The organism is Methylobacterium sp. D54C (genome assembly GCF_053345595.1).
In genome coordinates, this window is record NZ_JBKFAK010000009.1 from 42,695 (window position 1) to 63,695 (window position 21,001).

Here is a 21,001-nt window from a genome sequence, read left to right on the forward strand (position 1 = left end):
CCGCTGGGCGGATCGGGCGCGGCGCACCGCGACCCGCCGGGTCGATACATCCGAAAGTTGCAATGGGAAGATTAACATAGAGTGTCTTTTTACTAGTATTGCGCCGTCCTAATACAGCATCCCAGGGCCGCCGGCTGCGTGGCCGTCGCGTCCCGACGCGTCCTGACGTGCCCCGACGCGCCCCGACGCGCCCCGACCTGTCGGTCATAAGGCTCCGTTTACCATTCCTGCCGAGGATCCCGGCCGACCCGCGCGGATCGGCATCCGCGCGGCCTGGAGTCGTTGCCCGGCATGATGTCACGCGCGGAACGCACCCCCCTGACGGACTGGTGGTGGACGGTGGACCGCGGCCTGCTCGCGGCGCTGTTCGCGCTGATGGTCGCGGGCCTCGTCTTCCTGATGGGCGGCGGCCCGCCCGTGGCCGAGCGGATCGGCCTGCCGACCTTCTACTTCCTCAATCGGCAGGCGATGTACCTCGCGCCGACCATCCTGCTGATCTGCGCGGTCTCGTTCCTGTCGCTGCGCGGCATCCGGCGGCTCGCGCTCGTCACGTGGATCCTGGGCGTCATCCTGTGCCTGCTCGCCGGCAAGTTCGGGCCCGAGATCAAGGGCGCGCATCGCTGGATCCAGTTCGGCTCCTTCGGCCTGCAGCCCTCGGAGTTCGTGAAGCCGGCCTTCGTGGTCGTCGCCGCCTGGGCCTTCTCGGAGGGCGCCCAGCGCCGCGACATGCCGGGCGGCATCCTGGCGCTGCTGCTCCTGCCGATCACCATCGTGCCGCTGCTGCTCCAGCCCGATTTCGGCCAGACCATGCTGATTACCATGGTGTGGTGCGCGCTGTTCTTCGTGGCCGGCCTCCACCTGATCTGGGTGGCCGTCCTCGGCGTGCTGGGCCTCGGAGGTGTGTTCGCTGCCTACCTGTTCTTCCATCACGTCCGCGAGCGCTTCAACAAGTTCCTCGACCGGGATTCCGGCGGCGGCTTCCAGGATTTCTGGTCGCGCGAATCGTTCCGCTCGGGCGGCTGGTTCGGCACCGGGCCGGGGGAGGGCGTGGCCAAGCGCCACCTGCCGGACGCGCATACCGACTTCATCTTCTCGGTCACCGGCGAGGAGTTCGGCGTGATCGTCTGCCTCTGCCTCGTGGCGCTGTTCGCCTTCATCGTCCTGCGCGGCCTCAAGCTGGCGCGGCGCACCGACGACACCTTCTCGCGGCTGGCGATCACCGGCCTGACCACGCTGTTCGGCCTCCAGGCCTGCATCAACATGGCGGTGAACACCCAGCTGATGCCCGCCAAGGGCATGACGCTGCCCTTCGTCTCCTACGGCGGCTCCTCGCTGATCTCGCTGGCGCTCGGCACCGGCTTCCTCGTCGCCCTGACCCGCAAGCGCCCCCGCACCGTGATGCTCAGCCAGAAGCCCCCCGGCACCGCGCCCGCCACCGTCGCCGGGGTGATGCGGTGACGGTCTTCACGCCCACGATCCTGCTCTGCGCGGGCGGCACCGGCGGCCACCTGTTCCCGGCCGAGAGCCTCGCCCACGCCCTGCGCGCTCGCGGCATCCGCGTGGCGCTCGCCACCGACGCCCGGGTCGATGCCATCGCGTCCGAGTTCCCGGCCTCCGAGGTGGTCACCATCGCCTCGGCGACGCCGTCCGGCCGCTCGCCGCTGAAGCGGGCCGGTGCCGTGCTGACCCTCGGCCGAGGCTTCGGTGTCGCCGCGAAGGAGATCCGCCGGATCAACCCGGCCGCCATCGTGGGCTTCGGCGGCTACCCGACCGTGCCGCCGGTGCTCGCCGGCCAGATCCTGCGCGTGCCGACGATCCTGCACGAGCAGAACGCCGTGATGGGCCGGGCCAACGCCTTCCTGGCGCGGGGCGCCCGCACCATCGCCACCGGCTTCAAGGTCGTGCGCGGCGTGCCCGACAAGGCCAAGGCCCCGCGGATCCACACCGGCAATCCGCTCCGCCCGGCGGTGATCGAGGCGGCCAAGGTCCCGTATCCCGCTTTCGGCGCGGGCGACGCCCTGCGCCTCCTGGTCTTCGGCGGCAGCCAGGGCGCCCGGGTCATGGGCAAGGTCGTGCCGGAGGCGATCGCCCGCCTGCCCGACGCGCTGCGCGCCCGCCTGCACCTCGTCCAGCAGGTCCGTCCCGAGGACCTGACGGCCGTTCAGAACCGCTATCTCGCCATGGGGCTCGCCGGGATCGAGGCGGCGCCGTTCTTCAAGGACCTGCCGGCGCGGATGGCCGCCAGCCACCTCGTGGTCTCGCGCTCGGGTGCTTCCACGGTCTCGGAACTCGCGGCGATCGGCCGCCCGGCGATCCTCGTGCCGCTGCCAGGCTCCCTCGACCAGGACCAGGCCGCCAACGCCGCGACCCTCGACGCGATCGGCGCGGCGCTGGCGGTGAAGCAGCCGGATTTCACGCCCGAACGGCTCGCCGCGGAGCTGACCGCCTGCTTCGAGACGCCGGCAAAATTGACCGCGGCGGCCGATGCGGCCAGAAGCGCGGGCATCCACGACGCCGCCGAGCGGCTGGCCGAGGTCGTCGTCGAGACGGCCGCCCGCACCTGATTTCTTGAGGGATTCCGCACCGGCGGTCCCGCCACCAGACGGTTCGACCCATGAAGCTGCCCGACAAGCTCGGCCCCATCCACTTCATCGGCATCGGCGGCATCGGCATGTCCGGCATCGCCGAGGTGATGCACAACCTCGGCTACACGGTGCAGGGCTCGGACGCCTCCGACAACGCCAATGTCCGCCGTCTCGCCGAGAAGGGCATGCGCACCTTCGTGGGCCACGAAGCCAAGAACGTCGAGGAGGCCGCCCTCGTCGTCGTCTCGACAGCGATCCGGCGCGACAACCCCGAGTTGCAGGCCGCCCGCGAGCGACGCCTGCCCGTGGTGCGACGGGCCGAGATGCTGGCGGAGCTGATGCGCTTCAAGTCCTGCGTGGCGATCGCCGGCACGCACGGCAAGACCACGACCACGTCGCTCGTCGCCACCCTGCTCGACGCCGGCAACCTCGACCCGACCGTGATCAACGGCGGCATCATCAACGCCTACGGCACCAACGCCCGCATGGGGGCGGGCGAGTGGATGGTGGTGGAGGCCGACGAGTCCGACGGCACCTTCCTGAAGCTGCCGGCGGACGTCGCGATCGTCACCAACATCGATCCCGAGCACCTCGACCATTTCGGCTCGTTCGACGCGATCAAGGACGCGTTCCGGCGCTTCATCGACAACATCCCGTTCTACGGCTTCGCGGTGATGTGCATCGACCACCCGGTGGTCCAGGACCTCGTCGGCCATATCGAGGACCGGCGGATCATCACCTACGGCGAGAACCCGCAGGCCGACGTGCGCCTGATCGACGTGGACCTGCGCGGCGGCCAGAGCCGCTTCCGGGTGATGATCCGCGATCGTCGGCCCGGCTACCGGATGGAGATGGAGGATCTCGTCCTCCCGATGCCCGGCAAGCACAACGCCCTCAACGCCACCGCGGCGCTCGCCGTCGCGCACGAGCTCGGCGTGAAGCCGGACGCGATCCGCCAGGCGCTCGCGGGCTTCGGCGGCGTGAAGCGGCGCTTCACCCGCACCGGCGAGTGGAACGGCGCGACCATCTTCGACGATTACGGGCACCATCCGGTGGAGATCAAGGCGGTGCTCAAGGCCGCCCGCGCCTCGACCGAGCACGGCGTCGTCGCGGTCGTGCAGCCGCACCGCTACACCCGGCTGCAGTCGCTGTTCGACGATTTCTGCACCTGCTTCAACGATGCCGACACGGTCATCGTCGCGCCGGTCTACGCGGCCGGCGAGCAGCCGATCGAGGGCTTCGACCGCGACAGCCTCGTGGCCGGCCTGCGCTCCCGCGGTCACCGCGACGCCCGGGCCCTGGAGCGGCCGGAGGAACTCGCGGGCATCATCGCGGAGCTCGCCAAGCCCGGCGACTACGTGGTGTGCCTCGGCGCCGGCACGATCACCCAGTGGGCCTACGCCCTGCCGGACGAACTCGCCGCGCGGGGCCGGTAGGCGCGGTGCGCGCGCCCGCCCCGGGAGGCCTCTCGGGTCGGCGGCACCCTCGACCGTCCACACTGGGCTGCGCTCCGAGGATGAACCCGGCGGTGACTCTCCGGACCCCGGCCTCGCAGCGTCCGCTGCCACCCCGATGCGACGACACCAGGATCGCCGCATCCCTCTCCCCGCGGGCGGGGCGAGGGGAGACACACAGATGACCGCCTCTCTGCACGATCGCATCCGGGCCGCCGCGCCCGACCTCCGCGGGCGCCTGCTCGCCGACCAGCCGCTCGCCGACCTCACTTGGTTCCGGGTCGGCGGACCGGCCGAGGTGCTGTTCACCCCGGCCGACGAGGAGGATCTCGCCCGCCTCCTCGCCGCTCTCGATCCGGACGTGCCGGTCACGGTGATCGGGCTCGGCTCGAACCTGATCGTGCGGGACGGCGGCGTGCCGGGCGTGGTCGTGCGCCTCGGCGGCAAGGCCTTCGGCAGCATCGCGGTCGACGGCGACGCGCTGACCGTCGGCACCGCGGTCCCGGACATGCGCCTCGCCAAGGCGGCCGCCGAGGCCGGGCTCGACGGGCTCGCCTTCTACCGGGGCATCCCCGGCTCGATCGGCGGGGCGCTGCGCATGAACGCGGGCGCGCATGGTGGCGAGACCACCGACGTGCTGGTCGAGGCCCGCGGCATCGACCGCGAGGGCGCGCTGCGCACCTTCAGCCACGCCGACATGGGCTTCTCCTACCGGCACTCGGACGCCCCGGAGGACGTGATCTTCACGCGCGCCGTCTTCCGCGGGCGGCCCGGCGACCGGGTCGCCATTGAGGCCGAGATGGAGCGGGTCACCGCCGCCCGCGAGGCCGCGCAGCCGATCCGCGAGCGGACCGGCGGCTCGACCTTCGCCAACCCAGACGGCGGCAAGGCGTGGCAGCTCGTCGACGCCGCCGGCTGCCGCGGATTGAGGCGGGGCGGCGCCCAGGTCAGCGAGATGCACTGCAACTTCCTGATCAATACCGGTACCGCGAGCGCGGCCGATATCGAGGGGCTCGGCGAGGAGGTCCGCCGCCGCGTCCGGGAGACCAGCGGGGTCGCATTGCGCTGGGAGATCCGGCGCATCGGCCGCCCCGCCGGCACGACGTGAGAGCGGTGTTCCGGACGGACCGGTGCGCTCAGATCCTGATTGAAGCCGACCTATTCGAGGTGCCCTGATGTCCAAGCACGTCGCCGTCCTGCTGGGCGGCACCTCCGCCGAGCGCGAGGTCTCCCTCAGTTCCGGCAAGGCCTGCGCCGACGCGCTCGAAGGGGAGGGCTACCGGGTCACCCGGGTCGATGTCGGCCCCGACATCGCCGCGGTGCTGACGGCGCTCCGGCCGGACGTGGCCTTCAACGCGCTCCACGGGCCGGACGGCGAGGACGGCACCATCCAGGGCCTGCTGGAGATCCTCAAGATCCCCTACACCCATTCCGGCGTCCTCGCGTCGGCGCTCGCCATGAACAAGGAGCGGGCCAAGACCGTCATGCGCGCCGCCGGCGTCGACGTGCCCGAGGGCCGGATCGTTAACCGTCGTGAGGCCGCCAGGACACACCCCCTGCCGCCACCCTACGTCGTGAAACCGATCGCGGAAGGCTCATCGGTGGGTGTGATCATCGTGCGCGACGGCCGCTCGCACCCGCCCCAGATCCTCGCCTCCGAGGAGTGGACGTTCGGCGAGCAAGTCCTTGCAGAACCTTACATTGCTGGCCGCGAACTCACCTGCGGCGTGATGGGCGACAAGGCCCTCGGGGTGATCGAGGTGAAGGCCGCCACGGGCGATTGGTACGATTACGACGCCAAGTACGCCCCGGGGGGCTCGGTGCACGTGCTCCCGGCCGAACTTAAACCAAATGTTTACCAGCGTGTCCAAGAACTGTCGTTAACGGCGCATCAAGCACTGGGCTGTCGGGGCGTCAGCCGTGCCGACCTTCGCTACGACGACACACCGGGTGGAACCGGTCTGCTCGTGGTGCTGGAGGTCAACACGCAACCCGGCATGACCCAGACGAGCCTTGTGCCGGAGATGGCGGCCCATGCGGGCCTGAGTTTCGGTGAGCTCGTCCGATGGATGGTGGAGGACGCTTCCCTGAATCGCTGAGCGGCGACGCCGCCGGCCGGAGCGGTCCCGCGCGCCTCGCCGGCGCGATCCTGGGCCGGCTCACCGGCCGCGGCACGTCCCGGTCGCTCTCGGTTCGTCGGGCCCGCCCGAGTCAGCGCCTGAGCGAGCGCCTGCCCCGCGGCGCCGGGATCGTGGCGGTCTCCGTCTCCGCCGCCGCCGTGGCGCTCGCCGGTTTCGTGGCGAGCGGCCGCTACGACGCGTTCGTGGCCGAGCAGGGCCGCCCCCTCGACATCGCCGCGCGCGTCGCCGGCTTCGGCGTCGAGCGCGTCACCATCTCGGGCATCTCCCGCATGTACGAGCGCGAGGTCCTGGCGGCCGCCGGGATCGACTGGCGCTCCTCGGTTCCCTTCCTCGACGTCAACGACGTGCGCGAGCGGCTGCTCCGCGTACCGCTGATCGCGCAGGCCTCGGTCCGGAAGATCTACCCCAACGAGATCGCCATCACCCAGGTGGAGCGCGAGCCCGCGGCCCTCTGGCAGAAGAACGGCGAGATCAGCGTGATCGCCGCCGACGGCACCGTCATCGACGCCATGCGCGACGACCGCTACGCCAGCCTGCCCCTGGTGGTCGGCGAGGACGCCAACACCAAGCTTCCGGAATACCTCGCCCTCATCGCCGCCGCGGGGCCGCTCGCCGAGCGGATCAAGGCCGGCACCTACGTGTCCGGCCGGCGCTGGACCCTCAAGTTCGACGGCATCGACGTGCGCCTGCCCGAGGTCGATCCGGCCGCGGCACTCGCCCGCCTCGTCCGGTTCGAGCGCGAGGCCCACCTGCTCGAGAAGGACGTCATCGCGGTGGACCTGCGCATGCCGGACCGCCTGGTGGTGCGCCTGACCGAGGAGGCCGCCGCCGCCCGCGCGGAAGCCCAGAAGGCGAAGAAGAAGGGCGCGGCCAGCTGATGCCCTTCCTGTCGATCTCCGCCCGTCCCGCATCCCGCGCCCGGTAGCGTCAATGCACAGCCAACACGGCCTCACGCCGCGCTTGAAGCCGCTCTCCGCCCGGCGCTCGACCACCCTCTCGGTGCTCGACATCGGCACGAGCAAGGTGGTCTGCCTCATCGCCGAATTGCAGCCCGCCGAAGCGCTCACGACGCTCCGCGGCCGCACGCACCTCGCGCGCATCATCGGCATCGGCCACCAGCGCTCCCTGGGCCTGAAGGGGGGCGCCATCGTCGATCTCGCCGCGGCCGAGAGCGCGATCCGTCAGGCGGTCCACGCCGCCGAGCGCATGGCCAAGGTCGAGGTCCAGTCGGTCATCGTCAACATGTCGGGCGGCCGGCTCGCCTCGCAGCATTTCCAGGCGCGGGTGAACGTCCGCTCGGGCACCGTCACGGGCAGCGACGTCGAGCGGGTGCTCGAGACCGCCAGCGCCCACGGCGTCAGCCCCGGCCGGGCCGTGCTGCACGCGCTGCCCACCGGCTACGCCCTCGACGGGCAGGGCGCCGTCATCGACCCGTCGGGCATGATCGGCGAGGCGCTCAGCGTCGACCTGCACGTCGTCACCAGCGAGCTCGCGGCCGCCCGCAACGTCATGCTGGCGGTGGAGCACTGCCACCTCGGCGTCGAGGCGGTGATCGCCACGCCCTACGCGGCCGGCCTCTCGGCGCTGGTCGACGACGAGGCCGAGATGGGCGTCTGCGTCGTCGACATGGGCGGCGGCACCACCAGCGTCGGCGTGTTCTCCGGCGGCCACCTCGTTCACGTGGACGCCCTCGCGGTCGGCGGCCACCACGTCACCATGGACATCGCCCGCGGCCTCTCCACCCGCATGGCGGCGGCCGAGCGGCTGAAGACCCTCTACGGCTCGGCCCTCTCCACCCCCTCCGACGACCGCGACATGATCGCCGTGCACGGCGTCGGCGAGGACGAGGGCGAGGCGCCGGCCCACATCCCGCGCTCGCAGCTCGTGCGGATCATCAAGCCGCGCGTCGAGGAGGTGGTCGAGCTGGTGCGGGACCGCCTGCGCGACGCGGGCTTCGCCGCCCAGGCCGGGCGGCGCGTCGTCCTCACCGGCGGCGCCAGCCAGCTCGTCGGTCTGCCCGAGGTCGCCCGCCGCGTCCTCCAGGGTCAGGTGCGGATCGGACGGCCCCTCGGCATCCGGGGCCTGCCGGAAGCCGCCAAGGGTCCGGCCTTCTCGGCGGCGGTCGGCCTGCTCGTCTACCCGCAGGTCGCCCATGCCGAGCATTTCGAGCCGCGGGGGCACGGCGCCTTCGCGGCGACCGGGACCGACAACTACCTGAACCGGGTCGGCCGCTGGCTCCGGGACAGCTTCTAGGTTTCACGCCCGCCCGCTCGCGCGGGGGGATCGAAGGGATCCGGCGCCCAGGCGTCGCACGGACAGCACAGTTAGCGAGAGGCTCGACACCATGGCCATCACCCTCCAGGCGCCGGACATCCGGGAACTGAAGCCCCGCATCACCGTCTTCGGCGTCGGCGGCGCCGGCGGCAACGCCGTCAACAACATGATCGAGTCGGGCCTCCTCGGCTGCGAGTTCGTCGTGGCCAACACCGACGCGCAGGCGCTCACCTCCTCGAAGGCCGAGCGGGTGATCCAGATGGGCCTGGGCGTCACCCAGGGCCTCGGCGCCGGATCGCACCCGGAGGTCGGCTCGGCCGCCGCCGACGAGGTGATCGACGAGATCCGCGACCAGCTCTCCGGCGCCCACATGTGCTTCATCACCGCCGGCATGGGCGGCGGCACCGGCACCGGCGCCGCCCCGGTCATCGCCCGCGCGGCCCGCGACATGGGCATCCTGACGGTCGGGGTCGTGACCAAGCCGTTCCAGTTCGAGGGCATGCGCCGCATGCGGACCGCCGAGTCCGGCATCCAGGAGCTGCAGGCCGCGGTCGACACCCTGATCGTGATCCCGAACCAGAACCTGTTCCGGGTCGCCAACGAGAAGACCACCTTCGCGGACGCCTTCGCGATGGCCGACCAGGTGCTCTACTCGGGCGTCGCCTGCATCACCGACCTGATGGTGAAGGAGGGCCTCATCAACCTCGACTTCGCCGACGTCCGGGCGATCATGCGCGGCATGGGCAAGGCCATGATGGGCACCGGCGAGGCGTCCGGCGAGAAGCGCGCCAACCGCGCCGCAGAGGCCGCCATCGCCAACCCGCTCCTCGACGACGTCTCGATGAAGGGCGCGCGCGGCCTGCTGATCTCGATCACCGGCGGCTCCGACCTGACCCTCTACGAGCTCGACGAGGCCGCCACCCGCATCCGCGAGGAGGTCGACCAGGACGCCAACATCATCCTGGGCGCCACCTTCGACGAGAGCCTCGACGGCATCATCCGCGTGTCGGTGGTCGCGACCGGCATCGAGCCGGCGCTGATCTCGGCGAACTCGCCCAACAACCCGGCCATCGCCGAGACCGAGCAGCGCATCGCCGAGGTCGCCGAGCGCCTGCGCGCCGAGGCCCGCTCGCGCGCCGCCTCGCCGGTGCCGAGCATCCGCACCGAGTCGGTCGCCCCGGCGCCGATGCCCGCCCCGGCCCCCGCGCCGCTCGCGGCCCCCGAGATGCGCCCCGAGTCGCGGATCGACAGCCGCATCGAGGCCGCCGCGCCGATGACCCGCGACGACGTCGTGCTCGCTCCGGTCCAGGCGCGCGCCGCGGCGCCGTTCGTCCCGGCCCCCGCGCCGCAGCGCGTCGAGGCGGCGCCCGCCGTCGAGGCCGGTCCGTTCGTGCCGCCGCGTCCGGCCGCCCCGACGGGCACGCCGCTCGCCCGCGCCCCGCGCATGCCGCAGATCCACGAGCTGCCGCCGATCGCCCAGACGCAGATCATGGCGAACCGCGCTGCCGAGGAGGCCGCCCCGGAATCCAAGCGGACCTCGCTGCTGCGCCGGCTCGCGACGGTGGGCTTCGGCGGCCGCCGCGAGGACATGGACGGCGCCCCGGCGGCCCGGCCGGCCTCGCCCGCCGCCCCGCAGCCGCACATGGCCCAGTCGCACATGGCCCAGCCCCACATGGCGCAGCCTCACGTGCCGCCGGCCCCGCGCGCTCCGGCCGCCCCCGCGGTCCCGCAGTACCGCCCGGCCCAGGGCAACCTCGACGGTCAGGGACGGGCCGCGCCCCAGCCGCGGATGATGGACGACGATCAGCTCGAGATCCCGGCCTTCCTCCGCCGTCAGGCGAACTGACCGGGCCGGGTCTCCGGCACGGCCCGGGGCTGGCGGGAAACCGCTGGCCCCTTCGCGCTGCAGCAAAGCAACTCATGGTTGTTGCGGTGAGAAATAGAGCTCGACGAGGCTGTGCGCCGCGCCTCTCGAGCCGCGGCGCATGGTGCATCCGCGCCACAGAACGGCCGCGGGTTAGTCACGCATTAACCAACCTTTAAGCCTTTGGTGGAGCAGCGCTTTGTGGTGACGAACCGCTAAGCGTGTCTGTAACAGACCGTAAGAATCCGTGATTTGGCTGCCCTGTGCGGCGCAGCTATAGAAACCATGTGATCGAGACGACACGCAGCAGGACACAACCTGATCGCGTGGGCTAGGGCATCAAGCAGCGGACGGATCAGTCAGTTTCTCCTCACCCCCAGTCGGGGTGGCGGAAATGATCGCGCCCGGGGGCTAAGGAATGCGAACGCATAAACAGACGACCCTCAAAGGGCCGGCGACTCTCTCGGGGATCGGAGTTCACTCCGGCAACCCCGCCGAGATCACCATCCGACCCGCTCCAGCCAATCACGGCATCGCCTTCCTCCGCACCGGCACCACCCACGGCAACGACCGCCTGATCAAGGCGCATCACGCCCTCGTCTCCGCCACCGAACTCTGCACCGTCCTGGGTGACGTCGAGACCGGCGCGGTCGCCACCGTCGAGCACCTGATGTCCGCCCTGTACGGGCTGGGCGTCGACAACGCTCTGGTCGAGATCGACGGCCCCGAGATGCCGATCCTCGACGGGTCCGCGCTCCCCTTCGTCCAGGCGATCGACCAGACCGGCATCGCCACCTGCGACACGCCGCGGCGCTGGCTCAAGATCCTCCGCCACGTCCGCATCGAGACCGGGACATCCTTCGCGGAACTGCGCCCGATCGACCGCGGCTTCCGCCTCGACGTCGAGATCGACTTCGAGAGCCCGGTGATCGGCCGTTCCCGCAAGGCGATGGACCTGTCGCCCGCGACCTACCGCCGCGAGATCGCCGGCGCCCGCACCTTCGGGATGATGCGGGACGTGGAGCGCTACTGGAAGGCGGGCTTCGCCCTCGGCGCCTCCCTGGAGAACACCGTGGCGGTCGGCGAGACCGCGGTGGTCAATCCCGAGGGCCTGCGCTTCCAGGACGAGTTCGTCCGCCACAAGATCCTCGACGCCATCGGCGACCTCGCCCTGGCCGGCCTGCCGATCCAGGGGGCCTACCGCTCCTATTGCGGCGGCCACCGGATGAATGTCGGGGTGCTGTCGGCCCTGTTCGCCGACCGTGCGAACTACGCCATCGTCGAGGCGCAGGGCTCGCGCCGCGAGACCGTGCTGTCCGAACTCGGCGCCGGCCTGGGCCTCGCCGCCTTCGCGGGCGACCTGTAGCCCCTGTGACCGACGGGCCACAGCCCCCAACCGATCCTGACTGCCGCAGCCTTGCCGCTTTCGTGCCCGAATCGAACGGCACGGTTTAACGGTCCGTGAACGGCGGGCACGGCCCGGGGCGGGCCGGATCCACCCACGCGATGGCATGACGGCGCGCAACGGCGCCGGTTCCGGGAAAGAGCGCCAGATGCCTGTCACCATTCGTCATCGCCGGGCAGCGGCCTTCGCGGCGCCCCTCGTGGCCGTCCTCGGCCTGGGCCTCGGCGGCTGCGACTTCGACCCGACGAGCATCTTCGCCGAGAAGTACAAGCCCGAGGTCGTGCCGGACGTTCCGGCCGACAAGCTGTACAGCGACGGCCTCGCCAAGCTCGAGGACAGCGACTACGAGGGCGCGGTCAAGAAGTTCGACAGCCTGGACAAGCAGTACCAGTACTCCGATTGGTCCCGGAAGGCGCTGCTGATGACGGCCTACGCCAATTACGAGGGCCAGAAGTACGACGACGCGATCAGCGCCTCGAAGCGCTACCTTCAGCGCCATCCGGCCAGCAAGGATGCGGCCTACGCGCAGTACCTGATGGCGATGTCGAACTATAAGCAGATCCCGGACGTCACCCGCGATCAGGAGCGCTCCGAGAAGGCCCTCGTCGCGCTGCAGGAGCTGGTGCAGAAGTACCCGACCTCCGAATACGCCGCGGACGCGAAGGCGAAGATCCAGATCACCCGCGATCAGCTCGCCGGCAAGGAGATGGAGATCGGCCGCTTCTACCTCGAGAAGCGCAATTTCCCGGCGGCGATCAACCGCTTCCGCGACGTGGTCGCCAAGTATCAGACCACCCGGCACGCCGAGGAGGCGCTCGAGCGCCTGACCGAGGCCTACTGGGCGCTCGGCATCACCCAGGAGGCGCAGAACGCCGCCGCGGTGCTCGGCCACAACTTCCCGGAGAGCCCCTGGTACAAGGACGCCCACGCGCTGCTGGCGCAGGGCGGTCTCGAGCCCCGCGAGGAGAAGAGCTCGTTCCTCTCGAAGATCTACCGGACCGTCACGGGCAAGACCGCCTCGGCCCAGTAAGCCGCCGCGCCCGCGCGGGGACCGCCCACGAACCATCGAGGCCCGGAGCCGCCGCTCCGGGCCTTTCCCATTGCGGCGCCCGGCGCGTTGCACCAACCGCGCGGTGCGACGCATTTTTGGGGTGAATCCGCGCCGCGGCGGCCTTATGTCTGCGGTCCCATCCTGAGGAATCCCCGTCGCCGCATGCTGGCGCAGCTCGCGATCCGCGACATCGTCCTGATCGACAGGCTCGAACTGAATTTCCGATCGGGACTCAGCGTCCTGACCGGGGAGACGGGCGCGGGCAAATCGATCCTGCTCGACGCCTTCGCCCTGGCGCTCGGCGGCCGCGGCGACGGCCGCCTCGTCCGCCACGGCGAGGCGCAGGGCGCGGTCACGGCCGTGTTCGACCTGCCCCTCGATCATCCGGCGCGCCGGATCTCGGCCGAGGCCGAGATCGACACCGAGGGCGACCTGATCCTGCGCCGGACCCAGATGGCGGACGGCCGGACCCGAGCCTTCGTCAACGACCAGCCGGTGGGCGTTCAGGTCCTGCGGGCGATCGGCGCGGCTCTCGTGGAGATCCACGGTCAGCACGATGACCGGGCGCTGGCCGACCCCGCCTCGCACAGGGCGATCCTCGATGCCTTCGGCGGCCTCCAGACCCAGCTCGCGAAGGTCGCCGCCGCGTCGCGGACCGTGCGGCATGCCCGCACCGAACTCGCCGAGCACCGCGCCCGCGTGGAGGCGGCCCGCAAGGAATCCGACTTCCTGCGCCACGCCGTGGAGGAGCTCGCCGCACTGGCGCCGCTCGCCGGTGAGGAGGCCCAGCTCGCCGAGCGCCGCACGATCATGCAGCAATCCGAGAAGGTCGCGCGCGAGCTCAACGAGGCGCTCGAGGCCGTCGGCGGCCCCCATTCGGGCGTGCCGCACCTCTCGGCCGCCCTGCGCAAGCTGGAACGGCGCGCCGCGCAGCTTCCGGCCCTGGTGGACCCGTGCGTGAACATCCTCGACGCCGCGATGGTCGCCCTCGACGAAGCCCGCGCGGTCCTCGAGGCGGCGGTGGCCGAGACGGAGTTCGATCCCCGCGACCTGGAGCGCGTCGAGGAGCGGCTCTTCGCCCTGCGCGCCGCGTCCCGTAAGTACGATGTCCCGGCCGACGACCTCGCGGCCCTGGCGGAGCGCTACGCCGGCGACGTGGCGGCGATCGATGCCGGCGAGGCGGCGCTGGCCGGGCTGGAGCAGGCGCTCGCGACGGCGGAGGCCGCCTACGCCGAGGCGGCCGAGAAGCTCAGCGCCGGGCGGCGCCGGGCGGCCAAGCAGCTCGACGCGGCCGTGAAGGCCGAGCTGCCGCCGCTCAAGCTGGAGCGCGCCCGCTTCATCACCGAGATCGCCACGGACCCGGATTCCCGCGACCCGGCCGGCACCGACCGGGTCGAGTTCTGGGCCCAGACCAATCCCGGGACCAAGCCCGGCCCGATGATGAAGGTCGCCTCGGGCGGCGAGCTGTCGCGCTTCATGCTGGCGCTGAAGGTCGTGCTGGCCGACAAGGGCTCGGCCCCGACGCTCATCTTCGACGAGATCGATACCGGCGTGGGCGGCGCGGTGGCGGACGCCATCGGGATGCGGCTCGCCCGGCTGGCGGCGACCGTGCAGGTGGTCGCGGTCACCCACGCGCCCCAGGTCGCCGCGCGGGCGGAGACGCATTTCCTGATCGCCAAGGCCCCCGTGAAAGGGGCCGGCCGCGTCGCCACGCGGGTGGCGAGCCTGCCGGTCGCCGAGCGCCGCGAGGAGATCGCCCGGATGCTGGCGGGCGCCACCGTCACCGACGAGGCCCGGGCGGCGGCCGCGCGACTCCTCCAGGGCGCCGACGCGTGAACCGGCGTCAACCTTAACCGTTGGTTGAAGGTAACAATTCGTTAACCATTCATCGCGAGAATGCTGCCATCCCGGTACCGCGGCAGGGTTGGGCGGTCGAAGGGCGGGAGGAGCCATGAAGCCGTCAGTCGTCGACTCCGATGGGTCTCTGCCCGCGGGACAGCCCCTGAAGCGGGCGGTCGACACCCGCCAGCTCGGCCTCACGCTCCGCACGGTCTACGAGGGCAGCGTCGACACGCAGCCGATCACCGACACGCATGTCGAGCTACTCCTGCGCCTGCGCCAGAAGGAGCGGGAGCTGCGCCGGGCGGTCTGACCCGGGGCGGCGGCCTCACCAGCGGCGCGCCCCCGGCCGGCGACGGTACTCGGCCGCACGAATCAACGTCAGCACGCGGTCGAGACTCACCAGCAGCTCCGCCTCCTCGACGCGCGCCGCGGAGGCCGCGTCCGGGTCGGGGCTGAATTTCTGCCGGGCCTGCGCCAGCGCGAGCGCCCGCTCCACGGCCTCCCGCTCGGCGTGCAGGGCCAGCCAGGCCGGATCGGATTCCGTCGCCGCATCCACCTCGTCGCCGCCCACGATCCGCGCGTCCTTCTGCTGCCGGCTGCCGCTCCTGGCGGAGAGGAACGCGCGAGAGGCCGGAACCGTGCCGCGCCCGGCCGACGCGCGGTGTCGTCCCCCGTGTCGTCCCCCCGTCATCCCCCGTGTCATCCCGGTGTCATCTACTTGTCGTAACCGCCCGGCCATCGGGCGGCCGGCGCTGGGTCTCTTCGGAAGATCGGCCGCAGGGCTCTGCCGCGGGCACGGGCCCGCCGGCGGGGCAGCGCAGGCTCTAGCCCGACGGCAACGGAGATTCCTTTGAGACCCTTCGCTTACGCGCTCGCCGTCGGCCTCGCGACGGTTCAGCTGGCGTCCGCGGCGCTCGCCGCCGATATCACCGGCGCCGGCGCCACCTTCCCGTTCCCGGTCTACTCGAAGTGGGCCGAGGCCTATCGCAAGGAGACCGGCTCGGGCCTCAACTACCAGTCGATCGGCTCCGGCGGCGGCATCAAGCAGATCCAGGCCAAGACGGTCGATTTCGGCGCCACAGACGCGCCCCTGAAGCCCGAGCAGCTGGCCAAGGACGGCCTCGTCCAGTTCCCGACCGTGATGGGCGGCGTCGTGCCGGTGGTGAACATCCCCGGGATCGAGCCCGGCAAGCTGAAGCTCACCGGCGACGTTCTGGCCGACATCTACGCCGGCAAGATCGCGAAGTGGAGCGATCCGCGCATCGCCAAGCTCAATGACGGGCTGAAGCTGCCCGACGCCAACATCACCCCGGTCTACCGCTCCGACGCGTCGGGCACGACCAACATCTTCACCACCTACCTGTCCCAGGTCTCCGAGCCCTGGAAGAAGGAGTACGGCGCGGCCACGACGATCTCCTGGCCAGTCGGTCAGGGCGGCAAGGGCAACGAGGGCGTGACCGCCACCGTCAAGCAGGTTCCGAACGCGATCGGCTATGTCGAGTCGGCCTACGCCAAGCAGAACAAGCTCTCCTACGCCCTGCTGCAGAATAAGGCCGGCCAGTACCCGCAGCCCGACGACAAGGCGTTCCAGGCCGCGGCGGCGAGCGCCGACTGGAAGGCGACCCCGGGCTTCGGCATCTCGCTGACCAACCAGCCGGGCGAGGCGGCGTGGCCGATCACGGCGGCGACCTTCATCCTGGTCCACAAGGACGCCGTCGACCCGGCCAAGTCCGCCGCCGTGCTCAAGTTCTTCGACTGGGCCTACAAGAACGGCGACACGCTCGCCACCGACCTCGACTACGTCCCGCTGCCGGACAACGTCGTCGAACTGATCCACCAGGAGTGGAAGGACGTGAAGGGCAAGGACGGCAAGCCTGTCCTCAACATGTGAGCGTGGCGGGGAGGGGGTGAGAACCTCCTCCCTCGCTTCCGGGAACGCACCGCGCTACCACGCCCCCCTTCGCAGAGAACCGCGGATGCCCGCTTTGACCGAATCGATCGCCCTCGGCCGAACCCGTTCCGCGACCGCGCGGAAGGCGCCGAGCCGGAGCCTCGACACGCTGTTCCGGACCTGCTCGTACGGCGCGGCCCTGCTGGTGCTGCTCGTGCTCGCCGGCATGCTCGGCTCGATCCTGTACGGCGGCTGGCCCGCCTTCCGCGAGTTCGGCTTCGGCTTCCTGACCTCCAGCGCCTGGAACGTCGGGACCGAGCAGTACGGCGCCCTGGTCGCGGTGATCGGGACCGTCGCCTCCGCCTTCCTGGCCCTGCTGATCGGCGTGCCCGTCTCGCTGGGCATCGCGGTCTACCTCACCCAGCTCTGCCCGGGCTGGGCCCGCAAGCCGGTCGCCATGACGATCGAGCTGCTCGCGGCCGTGCCGAGCATCATATACGGCATGTGGGGCCTGTTCGTGTTCGCGCCGCTCTTCGCGCGCTACATCCAGATCCCGGTCTCGAACCTCGTGGAGGGCATGCCGATCGTCGGCACGCTGTTCTACGCCCGGGTGCCGTCGGGCGTCGGCGTCTTCACCGCCGGGATCATCCTGGCGATCATGATCGTGCCGTTCATCGCCTCGATCGCCCGGGACATGCTCGACCAGATCCCGACCGTGCTGCGCGAGAGCGCCTACGGCATCGGCTGCACCACCTGGGAGGTCGTGCGCCACGTGCTGGTGCCGCAGGCGGCCGTCTCGATCATCGGCGCGATCATGCTGGGCCTCGGACGGGCGCTCGGCGAGACGATGGCGGTGACCTTCGTGGTCGGCAACGCCAACCGGCTCTCGGCCTCGATCTTCGACCCGAGCTCGACCATCGCGTCGCGCATCGCCAACGAGTTCAACGAGGCGGACGGCCTCCAGCTGAACGCGCTGATGGCGCTGGGCTGCATCCTGTTCGTGATCACCTTCGTGGTGCTCATCATCGCCCGGCTGCTGACGCGCCGCGTCCAGTCCGCCTGAGGAGCACGCGCGATGGTTTCCTCCAGCACGATCGCCCCGGCTGCCCAGCGCCGCCCCGGCCGCGTCCGTCAGGGACGCCGCGTCGCTGACCGGACCCTGCGCGTCGCCTGCACCGCCGCGACGGTGGTCGGCGCCCTGGTTCTCGGCTCGATCCTGGTGATGCTGATCGTCCAGGGCGTGCGCGGCTTCACGCCGACCCTGTTCACCAACCCGACCCCGGGCCCGGGCTCCGAGGGCGGCGGCATCGCCAACGCTATCCTGGGCAGCCTCGTTCTGACCGGGATCGGCATCCTGATCGCCACGCCGGTCGGCGTCATGGCCGGGACCTTCCTGGCCGAGTACGGGCGCGGCTCGAAGCTGGCCGCCCTGATCCGCTTCCTCAACGACGTCCTGCTCTCGGCGCCGTCGATCCTGATCGGCCTGTTCGTCTACACGCTGATGGTGCGGCCGATGGGCACCTACTCGGGCTGGGCCGGCGGCGTGGCGCTGGCGATCATCGCCGTGCCGGTGATCGTGCGCACCACCGAGGACATGCTGCGCCTCGTGCCCGGCACCCTGCGGGAGGCCGGCGCGGCGCTCGGCGCGCCGCCCTCGACGGTGATCATGAGCGTGACCTGGCGGGCGGCCTCGGCCGGCATCGTCACCGGCATCATCCTGGCCCTCGCCCGCATCGCCGGCGAGACCGCGCCGCTGCTGTTCACCGCGCTCAACAACAATTCCTGGTTCTCGGCCAACCTGATGGGCGGCGTCGCGAACCTGCCGGTGATGATCTACCAGTTCGCCCTCTCGCCCTACCCGAACTGGCAGGGCCTGGCCTGGGCGGGCGCGCTTCTGATCACCACCACCATCCTGGCGCTGTCGATCATCGCGCGCCTCGTGATCAAGCCGCAGGCCTCGCGCTGAGCCCCCTTTCGAGGACACGACGATGAACGCCGCCTCCGCGATCCCCACGGTCGAGCTGAACCGCAACCGCGCCGAAGAGGGCGGCCCCGTGCGGATCGCCGTCAAGGACCTGAACTTCTATTACGGCAGCTTCCACGGGCTTAAGGACGTCAACCTCAACTTCCACGACCGGCAGGTGACGGCGCTGATCGGCCCTTCCGGCTGCGGCAAGTCCACCCTGCTGCGCTGCTTCAACCGGATCTACAGCCTCTACCCGGAGCAGCGCGCGGAGGGCGAGATCCTGCTCGACGGCGAGAACATCCTCAGCCCCTCCGTCGACCTGAACGAGCTGCGCTCGCGCATCGGCATGGTGTTCCAGAAGCCGACGCCGTTCCCGATGTCGATCTACGACAACGTGGCCTTCGGCCTGCGCCTCTACGAGAAGCTGCCGAAATCCGAGCTCGACGGCCGGATCGAGGAATCCCTGCGCAAGGCCGCCCTCTGGGACGAGGTGAAGGACAAGCTCCGGCAGCCGGGGACCGGCCTGTCGGGCGGCCAGCAGCAGCGCCTGTGCATCGCCCGGACGGTGGCGCAGAAGCCGGAGGTGATCCTGTTCGACGAGCCGACCTCGGCCCTCGACCCGATCTCGACCGGCCGCATCGAGGAGCTGATCGAGCAGCTGCGCGACGAGTTCACCATCGTGATCGTCACCCACAACATGCAGCAGGCGGCGCGCATCTCGCAGTTCACCGCCTTCATGTATCTGGGGCAGCTCGTCGAGTTCGGTCCGACCAACCGGATGTTCATGAACCCGACGGAACGCCGCACGCAGGACTACATCACCGGCCGCTTCGGCTAGTCTGCCGGGCCGCTCCGGTCCCGGGACCGCCGCTCGCGTCTCCGGCGCGCCGGCGGGTCCCGCAAGCCTCCCGGAGGGCCGTCCCCGGGACCCCATCGAAGGATCCGCCATGCCCGGCCATATCGTCACCTCCTACGACACCGACCTGGAGAACCTGCGTCGCTCGATCTCGGAGATGGGCGGCGTCGCCGAGAAGATGACCGCGGAGGCGACCGACGCCCTCGTGCGCCGGGACGACACGCTCGCCCAGGCTGTGATCCTCGCCGACAAGCGCCTCGACGCGCTGCAGCGGGACATCGAGGAGCGCGCCGTGCTGCTGATCGCCCGGCGCCAGCCCCTGGCCATCGACCTGCGCGAGACCATCTCGGCGATCCGCGTCTCCGGCGATCTGGAGCGGATCGGCGACCTCGCCAAGAACGTCGCCAAGCGCGTGGTGGCGATCTCCGATCAGGCGCCGGCCCAGAAGATCGTGCTCGGCGTGCGCCACATGAGCGACCTCGCCGAGGGTCAGCTGAAGGACGTGCTCGACGCCTACGGGAGCCGCGACGTCCAGGCGGCCCACGACGTCTGGGAGCGCGACGGCGAGATCGACGCCCTGTACAATTCCCTGTTCCGCGAGCTCCTGACCTACATGATGGAGGATCCGCGCAACATCTCGTTCTGCACGCACCTCCTGTTCTGCGCGAAGAACGTCGAGCGCATCGGCGACCACACCACCAACATCGCCGAGACGATCCACTACCTCGCCACGGGCGAGACGCTGGCGGGTGACCGGCCGAAGAACGACGCGTCGAACTACGCGACCGTGGACGGCGTGCAGGCGCCGTGAGGCGCCGACCCCGGCGCCTTCCTGTGGGCGCGGCCGGGGTCACTCTCCGTGCGGGTTGAGGCGGGGCGGCGCCTCCTGCACCATCCGGGGACCGCCCGCAGAACGAGTCTTCGAACGTGAGCATGCAAGTCCTGATCGTCGAGGACGAGGAGGCCCTGAGCACGCTGCTGCGCTACAACCTGGAGGCCGAGGGCTTCCTGGTGGATTCGGCGGCGCGCGGCGACGACGCCGAACTGCTCCTCGCGGAGCGGATCCCGGACCTCGTCCTGCTCGACTGGATGCTGCCCGGCCTCTCGGGGATCGAGCTGTGCCGCCGGATCCGGGCGCGCCGGGAGACCGAGCGCCTGCCGGTGATCATGCTCACCGCCCGGGGCGAAGAGGGCGACCGTGTCCGCGGGCTCGGCACGGGCGCCGACGACTACATCGTCAAGCCGTTCTCGGTCCCGGAGCTGCTCGCCCGGATCCGCGCGCTCCTGCGCCGGGCCAAGCCCGCCCACGTCTCGGACCGGCTGGCGGCCGGCGACCTGGAACTCGACCGCACCGGCCACCGCGTCCGCCGCGGCGGCGAGGAGCTGCATCTGGGCCCCACGGAGTTCCGGCTCCTGGAATTCCTGATGCTGGCGCCGGGCCGGGTCTTCTCCCGCGAGCAGCTCCTCGACGGGGTGTGGGGCCACGACGTCTACATCGACGAGCGCACCGTCGACGTCCATGTCGGGCGGTTGCGCAAGGCGCTGAACGGCCCGCGCCAGACCGACCCGATCCGCACGGTCCGGGGCTCGGGCTACGCCTTCGACGAGACCTTCTCGCTGGAGGCTTGAGGCGGCCCGAAGGGCTGTCGGAGCGCCTCACCGCTCCGGCGCG

At 71.0% G+C, this 21,001-nt stretch carries 19 protein-coding genes; 18 read left to right on the top strand and 1 reads right to left on the bottom strand.

Annotated features, from left to right (window positions below):
• The first annotated feature begins 291 nt into the window (after positions 1-291).
• From ACLBYB_RS18565 to ACLBYB_RS18620, 12 genes are all read left to right on the top strand, one after another.
• The gene (locus ACLBYB_RS18565; RefSeq protein WP_020094126.1) at positions 292-1,458 is read left to right on the top strand and encodes an FtsW/RodA/SpoVE family cell cycle protein; all 1,167 of its coding nucleotides are present in this window, start codon (positions 292-294) and stop codon (positions 1,456-1,458) included.
• Complete coding sequence (murG, locus tag ACLBYB_RS18570) at positions 1,455-2,564, top strand: undecaprenyldiphospho-muramoylpentapeptide beta-N-acetylglucosaminyltransferase (protein ID WP_447699637.1); 1,110 nt, start codon at positions 1,455-1,457, stop codon at positions 2,562-2,564. Before ACLBYB_RS18565 ends, murG begins: the two co-directional genes overlap by 4 nt.
• 50 nt (positions 2,565-2,614) lie before the next feature.
• A complete protein-coding gene (gene murC, locus ACLBYB_RS18575; protein ID WP_447699638.1) occupies positions 2,615-4,021 on the top strand; it encodes a UDP-N-acetylmuramate--L-alanine ligase in 1,407 nt (468 codons plus the stop codon).
• Between the two features lie 199 nt (positions 4,022-4,220).
• Positions 4,221-5,147: a UDP-N-acetylmuramate dehydrogenase gene (murB, locus tag ACLBYB_RS18580; protein WP_447699639.1), complete on the top strand. Its 927-nt coding sequence runs from the start codon at positions 4,221-4,223 to the stop codon at positions 5,145-5,147.
• A 67-nt stretch (positions 5,148-5,214) separates the two neighbouring features.
• Positions 5,215-6,138 (top strand): D-alanine--D-alanine ligase, encoded by a 924-nt coding sequence (locus ACLBYB_RS18585; RefSeq protein ID WP_020094130.1) that lies wholly within the window; start codon positions 5,215-5,217, stop codon positions 6,136-6,138.
• Complete coding sequence (locus tag ACLBYB_RS18590) at positions 6,105-7,058, top strand: cell division protein FtsQ/DivIB (RefSeq protein ID WP_020094131.1); 954 nt, start codon at positions 6,105-6,107, stop codon at positions 7,056-7,058. Before ACLBYB_RS18585 ends, ACLBYB_RS18590 begins: the two co-directional genes overlap by 34 nt.
• Before the next feature lie 52 nt (positions 7,059-7,110).
• Positions 7,111-8,433, top strand: coding sequence for a cell division protein FtsA (gene ftsA / locus ACLBYB_RS18595; RefSeq protein WP_012319319.1), 1,323 nt, complete (start codon positions 7,111-7,113; stop codon positions 8,431-8,433).
• Positions 8,434-8,524: 91 nt separating this feature from the next.
• Positions 8,525-10,300 carry a cell division protein FtsZ gene (ftsZ, locus tag ACLBYB_RS18600; protein WP_091979174.1) on the top strand — a complete coding sequence of 592 codons (1,776 nt, stop codon included), beginning with the start codon at positions 8,525-8,527 and terminating at the stop codon, positions 10,298-10,300.
• A 436-nt stretch (positions 10,301-10,736) separates the two neighbouring features.
• Positions 10,737-11,684, top strand: coding sequence for a UDP-3-O-acyl-N-acetylglucosamine deacetylase (lpxC, locus tag ACLBYB_RS18605; RefSeq protein ID WP_020094133.1), 948 nt, complete (start codon positions 10,737-10,739; stop codon positions 11,682-11,684).
• Positions 11,685-11,871: 187 nt separating this feature from the next.
• Positions 11,872-12,753, top strand: coding sequence for an outer membrane protein assembly factor BamD (locus tag ACLBYB_RS18610; RefSeq protein ID WP_091979221.1), 882 nt, complete (start codon positions 11,872-11,874; stop codon positions 12,751-12,753).
• A 183-nt stretch (positions 12,754-12,936) separates the two neighbouring features.
• Positions 12,937-14,610, top strand: a complete 1,674-nt coding sequence (gene recN / locus ACLBYB_RS18615) for a DNA repair protein RecN (RefSeq protein ID WP_447699640.1) — start codon at positions 12,937-12,939, stop codon at positions 14,608-14,610.
• Between the two features lie 115 nt (positions 14,611-14,725).
• The gene (locus ACLBYB_RS18620; protein ID WP_020094136.1) at positions 14,726-14,926 is read left to right on the top strand and encodes a hypothetical protein; all 201 of its coding nucleotides are present in this window, start codon (positions 14,726-14,728) and stop codon (positions 14,924-14,926) included.
• A gap of 15 nt (positions 14,927-14,941) precedes the next feature.
• On the opposite strand, the gene ACLBYB_RS18625 is transcribed toward ACLBYB_RS18620, so the two are convergent.
• Positions 14,942-15,187: a hypothetical protein gene (locus ACLBYB_RS18625; RefSeq protein ID WP_020094137.1), complete on the bottom strand. Its 246-nt coding sequence runs from the start codon at positions 15,185-15,187 to the stop codon at positions 14,942-14,944.
• A gap of 279 nt (positions 15,188-15,466) precedes the next feature.
• Here ACLBYB_RS18625 and pstS point away from each other — a divergent pair, with 279 nt between their 5' ends.
• The 6 genes from pstS to phoB all read left to right on the top strand — a co-directional run bounded on the left by pstS (position 15,467) and on the right by phoB (position 20,958).
• A complete protein-coding gene (gene pstS, locus ACLBYB_RS18630) occupies positions 15,467-16,507 on the top strand; it encodes a phosphate ABC transporter substrate-binding protein PstS (protein ID WP_447699641.1) in 1,041 nt (346 codons plus the stop codon).
• Positions 16,508-16,592: 85 nt separating this feature from the next.
• Positions 16,593-17,570, top strand: a complete 978-nt coding sequence (gene pstC / locus ACLBYB_RS18635) for a phosphate ABC transporter permease subunit PstC (RefSeq protein ID WP_447699642.1) — start codon at positions 16,593-16,595, stop codon at positions 17,568-17,570.
• Positions 17,571-17,582: 12 nt separating this feature from the next.
• A complete protein-coding gene (gene pstA, locus ACLBYB_RS18640; protein ID WP_447682083.1) occupies positions 17,583-18,473 on the top strand; it encodes a phosphate ABC transporter permease PstA in 891 nt (296 codons plus the stop codon).
• Positions 18,474-18,495: 22 nt separating this feature from the next.
• On the top strand, positions 18,496-19,311 hold the full coding sequence (pstB, locus tag ACLBYB_RS18645) for a phosphate ABC transporter ATP-binding protein PstB (protein ID WP_020094141.1): 816 nt from the start codon (positions 18,496-18,498) through the stop codon (positions 19,309-19,311).
• Between the two features lie 109 nt (positions 19,312-19,420).
• Positions 19,421-20,140, top strand: coding sequence for a phosphate signaling complex protein PhoU (gene phoU / locus ACLBYB_RS18650; protein WP_020094142.1), 720 nt, complete (start codon positions 19,421-19,423; stop codon positions 20,138-20,140).
• 122 nt (positions 20,141-20,262) lie between these two features.
• Positions 20,263-20,958, top strand: coding sequence for a phosphate regulon transcriptional regulator PhoB (gene phoB, locus ACLBYB_RS18655; RefSeq protein WP_042671704.1), 696 nt, complete (start codon positions 20,263-20,265; stop codon positions 20,956-20,958).
• The last annotated feature ends 43 nt before the right edge of the window (positions 20,959-21,001 follow it).

Bases quoted from the DNA above. Each gene is read 5' to 3' on its own strand.
- ACLBYB_RS18565 (WP_020094126.1), top strand. From the start codon at position 292: ATGATGTCACGCGCGGAACGCACCCCCCTGACGGACTGGTGGTGGACG.
- murC (WP_447699638.1), top strand. From the start codon at position 2,615: ATGAAGCTGCCCGACAAGCTCGGCCCCATCCACTTCATCGGCATCGGC.
- murB (WP_447699639.1), top strand. From the start codon at position 4,221: ATGACCGCCTCTCTGCACGATCGCATCCGGGCCGCCGCGCCCGACCTC.
- ACLBYB_RS18585 (WP_020094130.1), top strand. From the start codon at position 5,215: ATGTCCAAGCACGTCGCCGTCCTGCTGGGCGGCACCTCCGCCGAGCGC.
- ACLBYB_RS18590 (WP_020094131.1), top strand. From the start codon at position 6,105: ATGGATGGTGGAGGACGCTTCCCTGAATCGCTGAGCGGCGACGCCGCC.
- ftsA (WP_012319319.1), top strand. From the start codon at position 7,111: ATGCACAGCCAACACGGCCTCACGCCGCGCTTGAAGCCGCTCTCCGCC.
- ftsZ (WP_091979174.1), top strand. From the start codon at position 8,525: ATGGCCATCACCCTCCAGGCGCCGGACATCCGGGAACTGAAGCCCCGC.
- lpxC (WP_020094133.1), top strand. From the start codon at position 10,737: ATGCGAACGCATAAACAGACGACCCTCAAAGGGCCGGCGACTCTCTCG.
- ACLBYB_RS18610 (WP_091979221.1), top strand. From the start codon at position 11,872: ATGCCTGTCACCATTCGTCATCGCCGGGCAGCGGCCTTCGCGGCGCCC.
- recN (WP_447699640.1), top strand. From the start codon at position 12,937: ATGCTGGCGCAGCTCGCGATCCGCGACATCGTCCTGATCGACAGGCTC.
- ACLBYB_RS18620 (WP_020094136.1), top strand. From the start codon at position 14,726: ATGAAGCCGTCAGTCGTCGACTCCGATGGGTCTCTGCCCGCGGGACAG.
- pstC (WP_447699642.1), top strand. From the start codon at position 16,593: ATGCCCGCTTTGACCGAATCGATCGCCCTCGGCCGAACCCGTTCCGCG.
- pstA (WP_447682083.1), top strand. From the start codon at position 17,583: ATGGTTTCCTCCAGCACGATCGCCCCGGCTGCCCAGCGCCGCCCCGGC.
- pstB (WP_020094141.1), top strand. From the start codon at position 18,496: ATGAACGCCGCCTCCGCGATCCCCACGGTCGAGCTGAACCGCAACCGC.
- phoU (WP_020094142.1), top strand. From the start codon at position 19,421: ATGCCCGGCCATATCGTCACCTCCTACGACACCGACCTGGAGAACCTG.
- phoB (WP_042671704.1), top strand. From the start codon at position 20,263: ATGCAAGTCCTGATCGTCGAGGACGAGGAGGCCCTGAGCACGCTGCTG.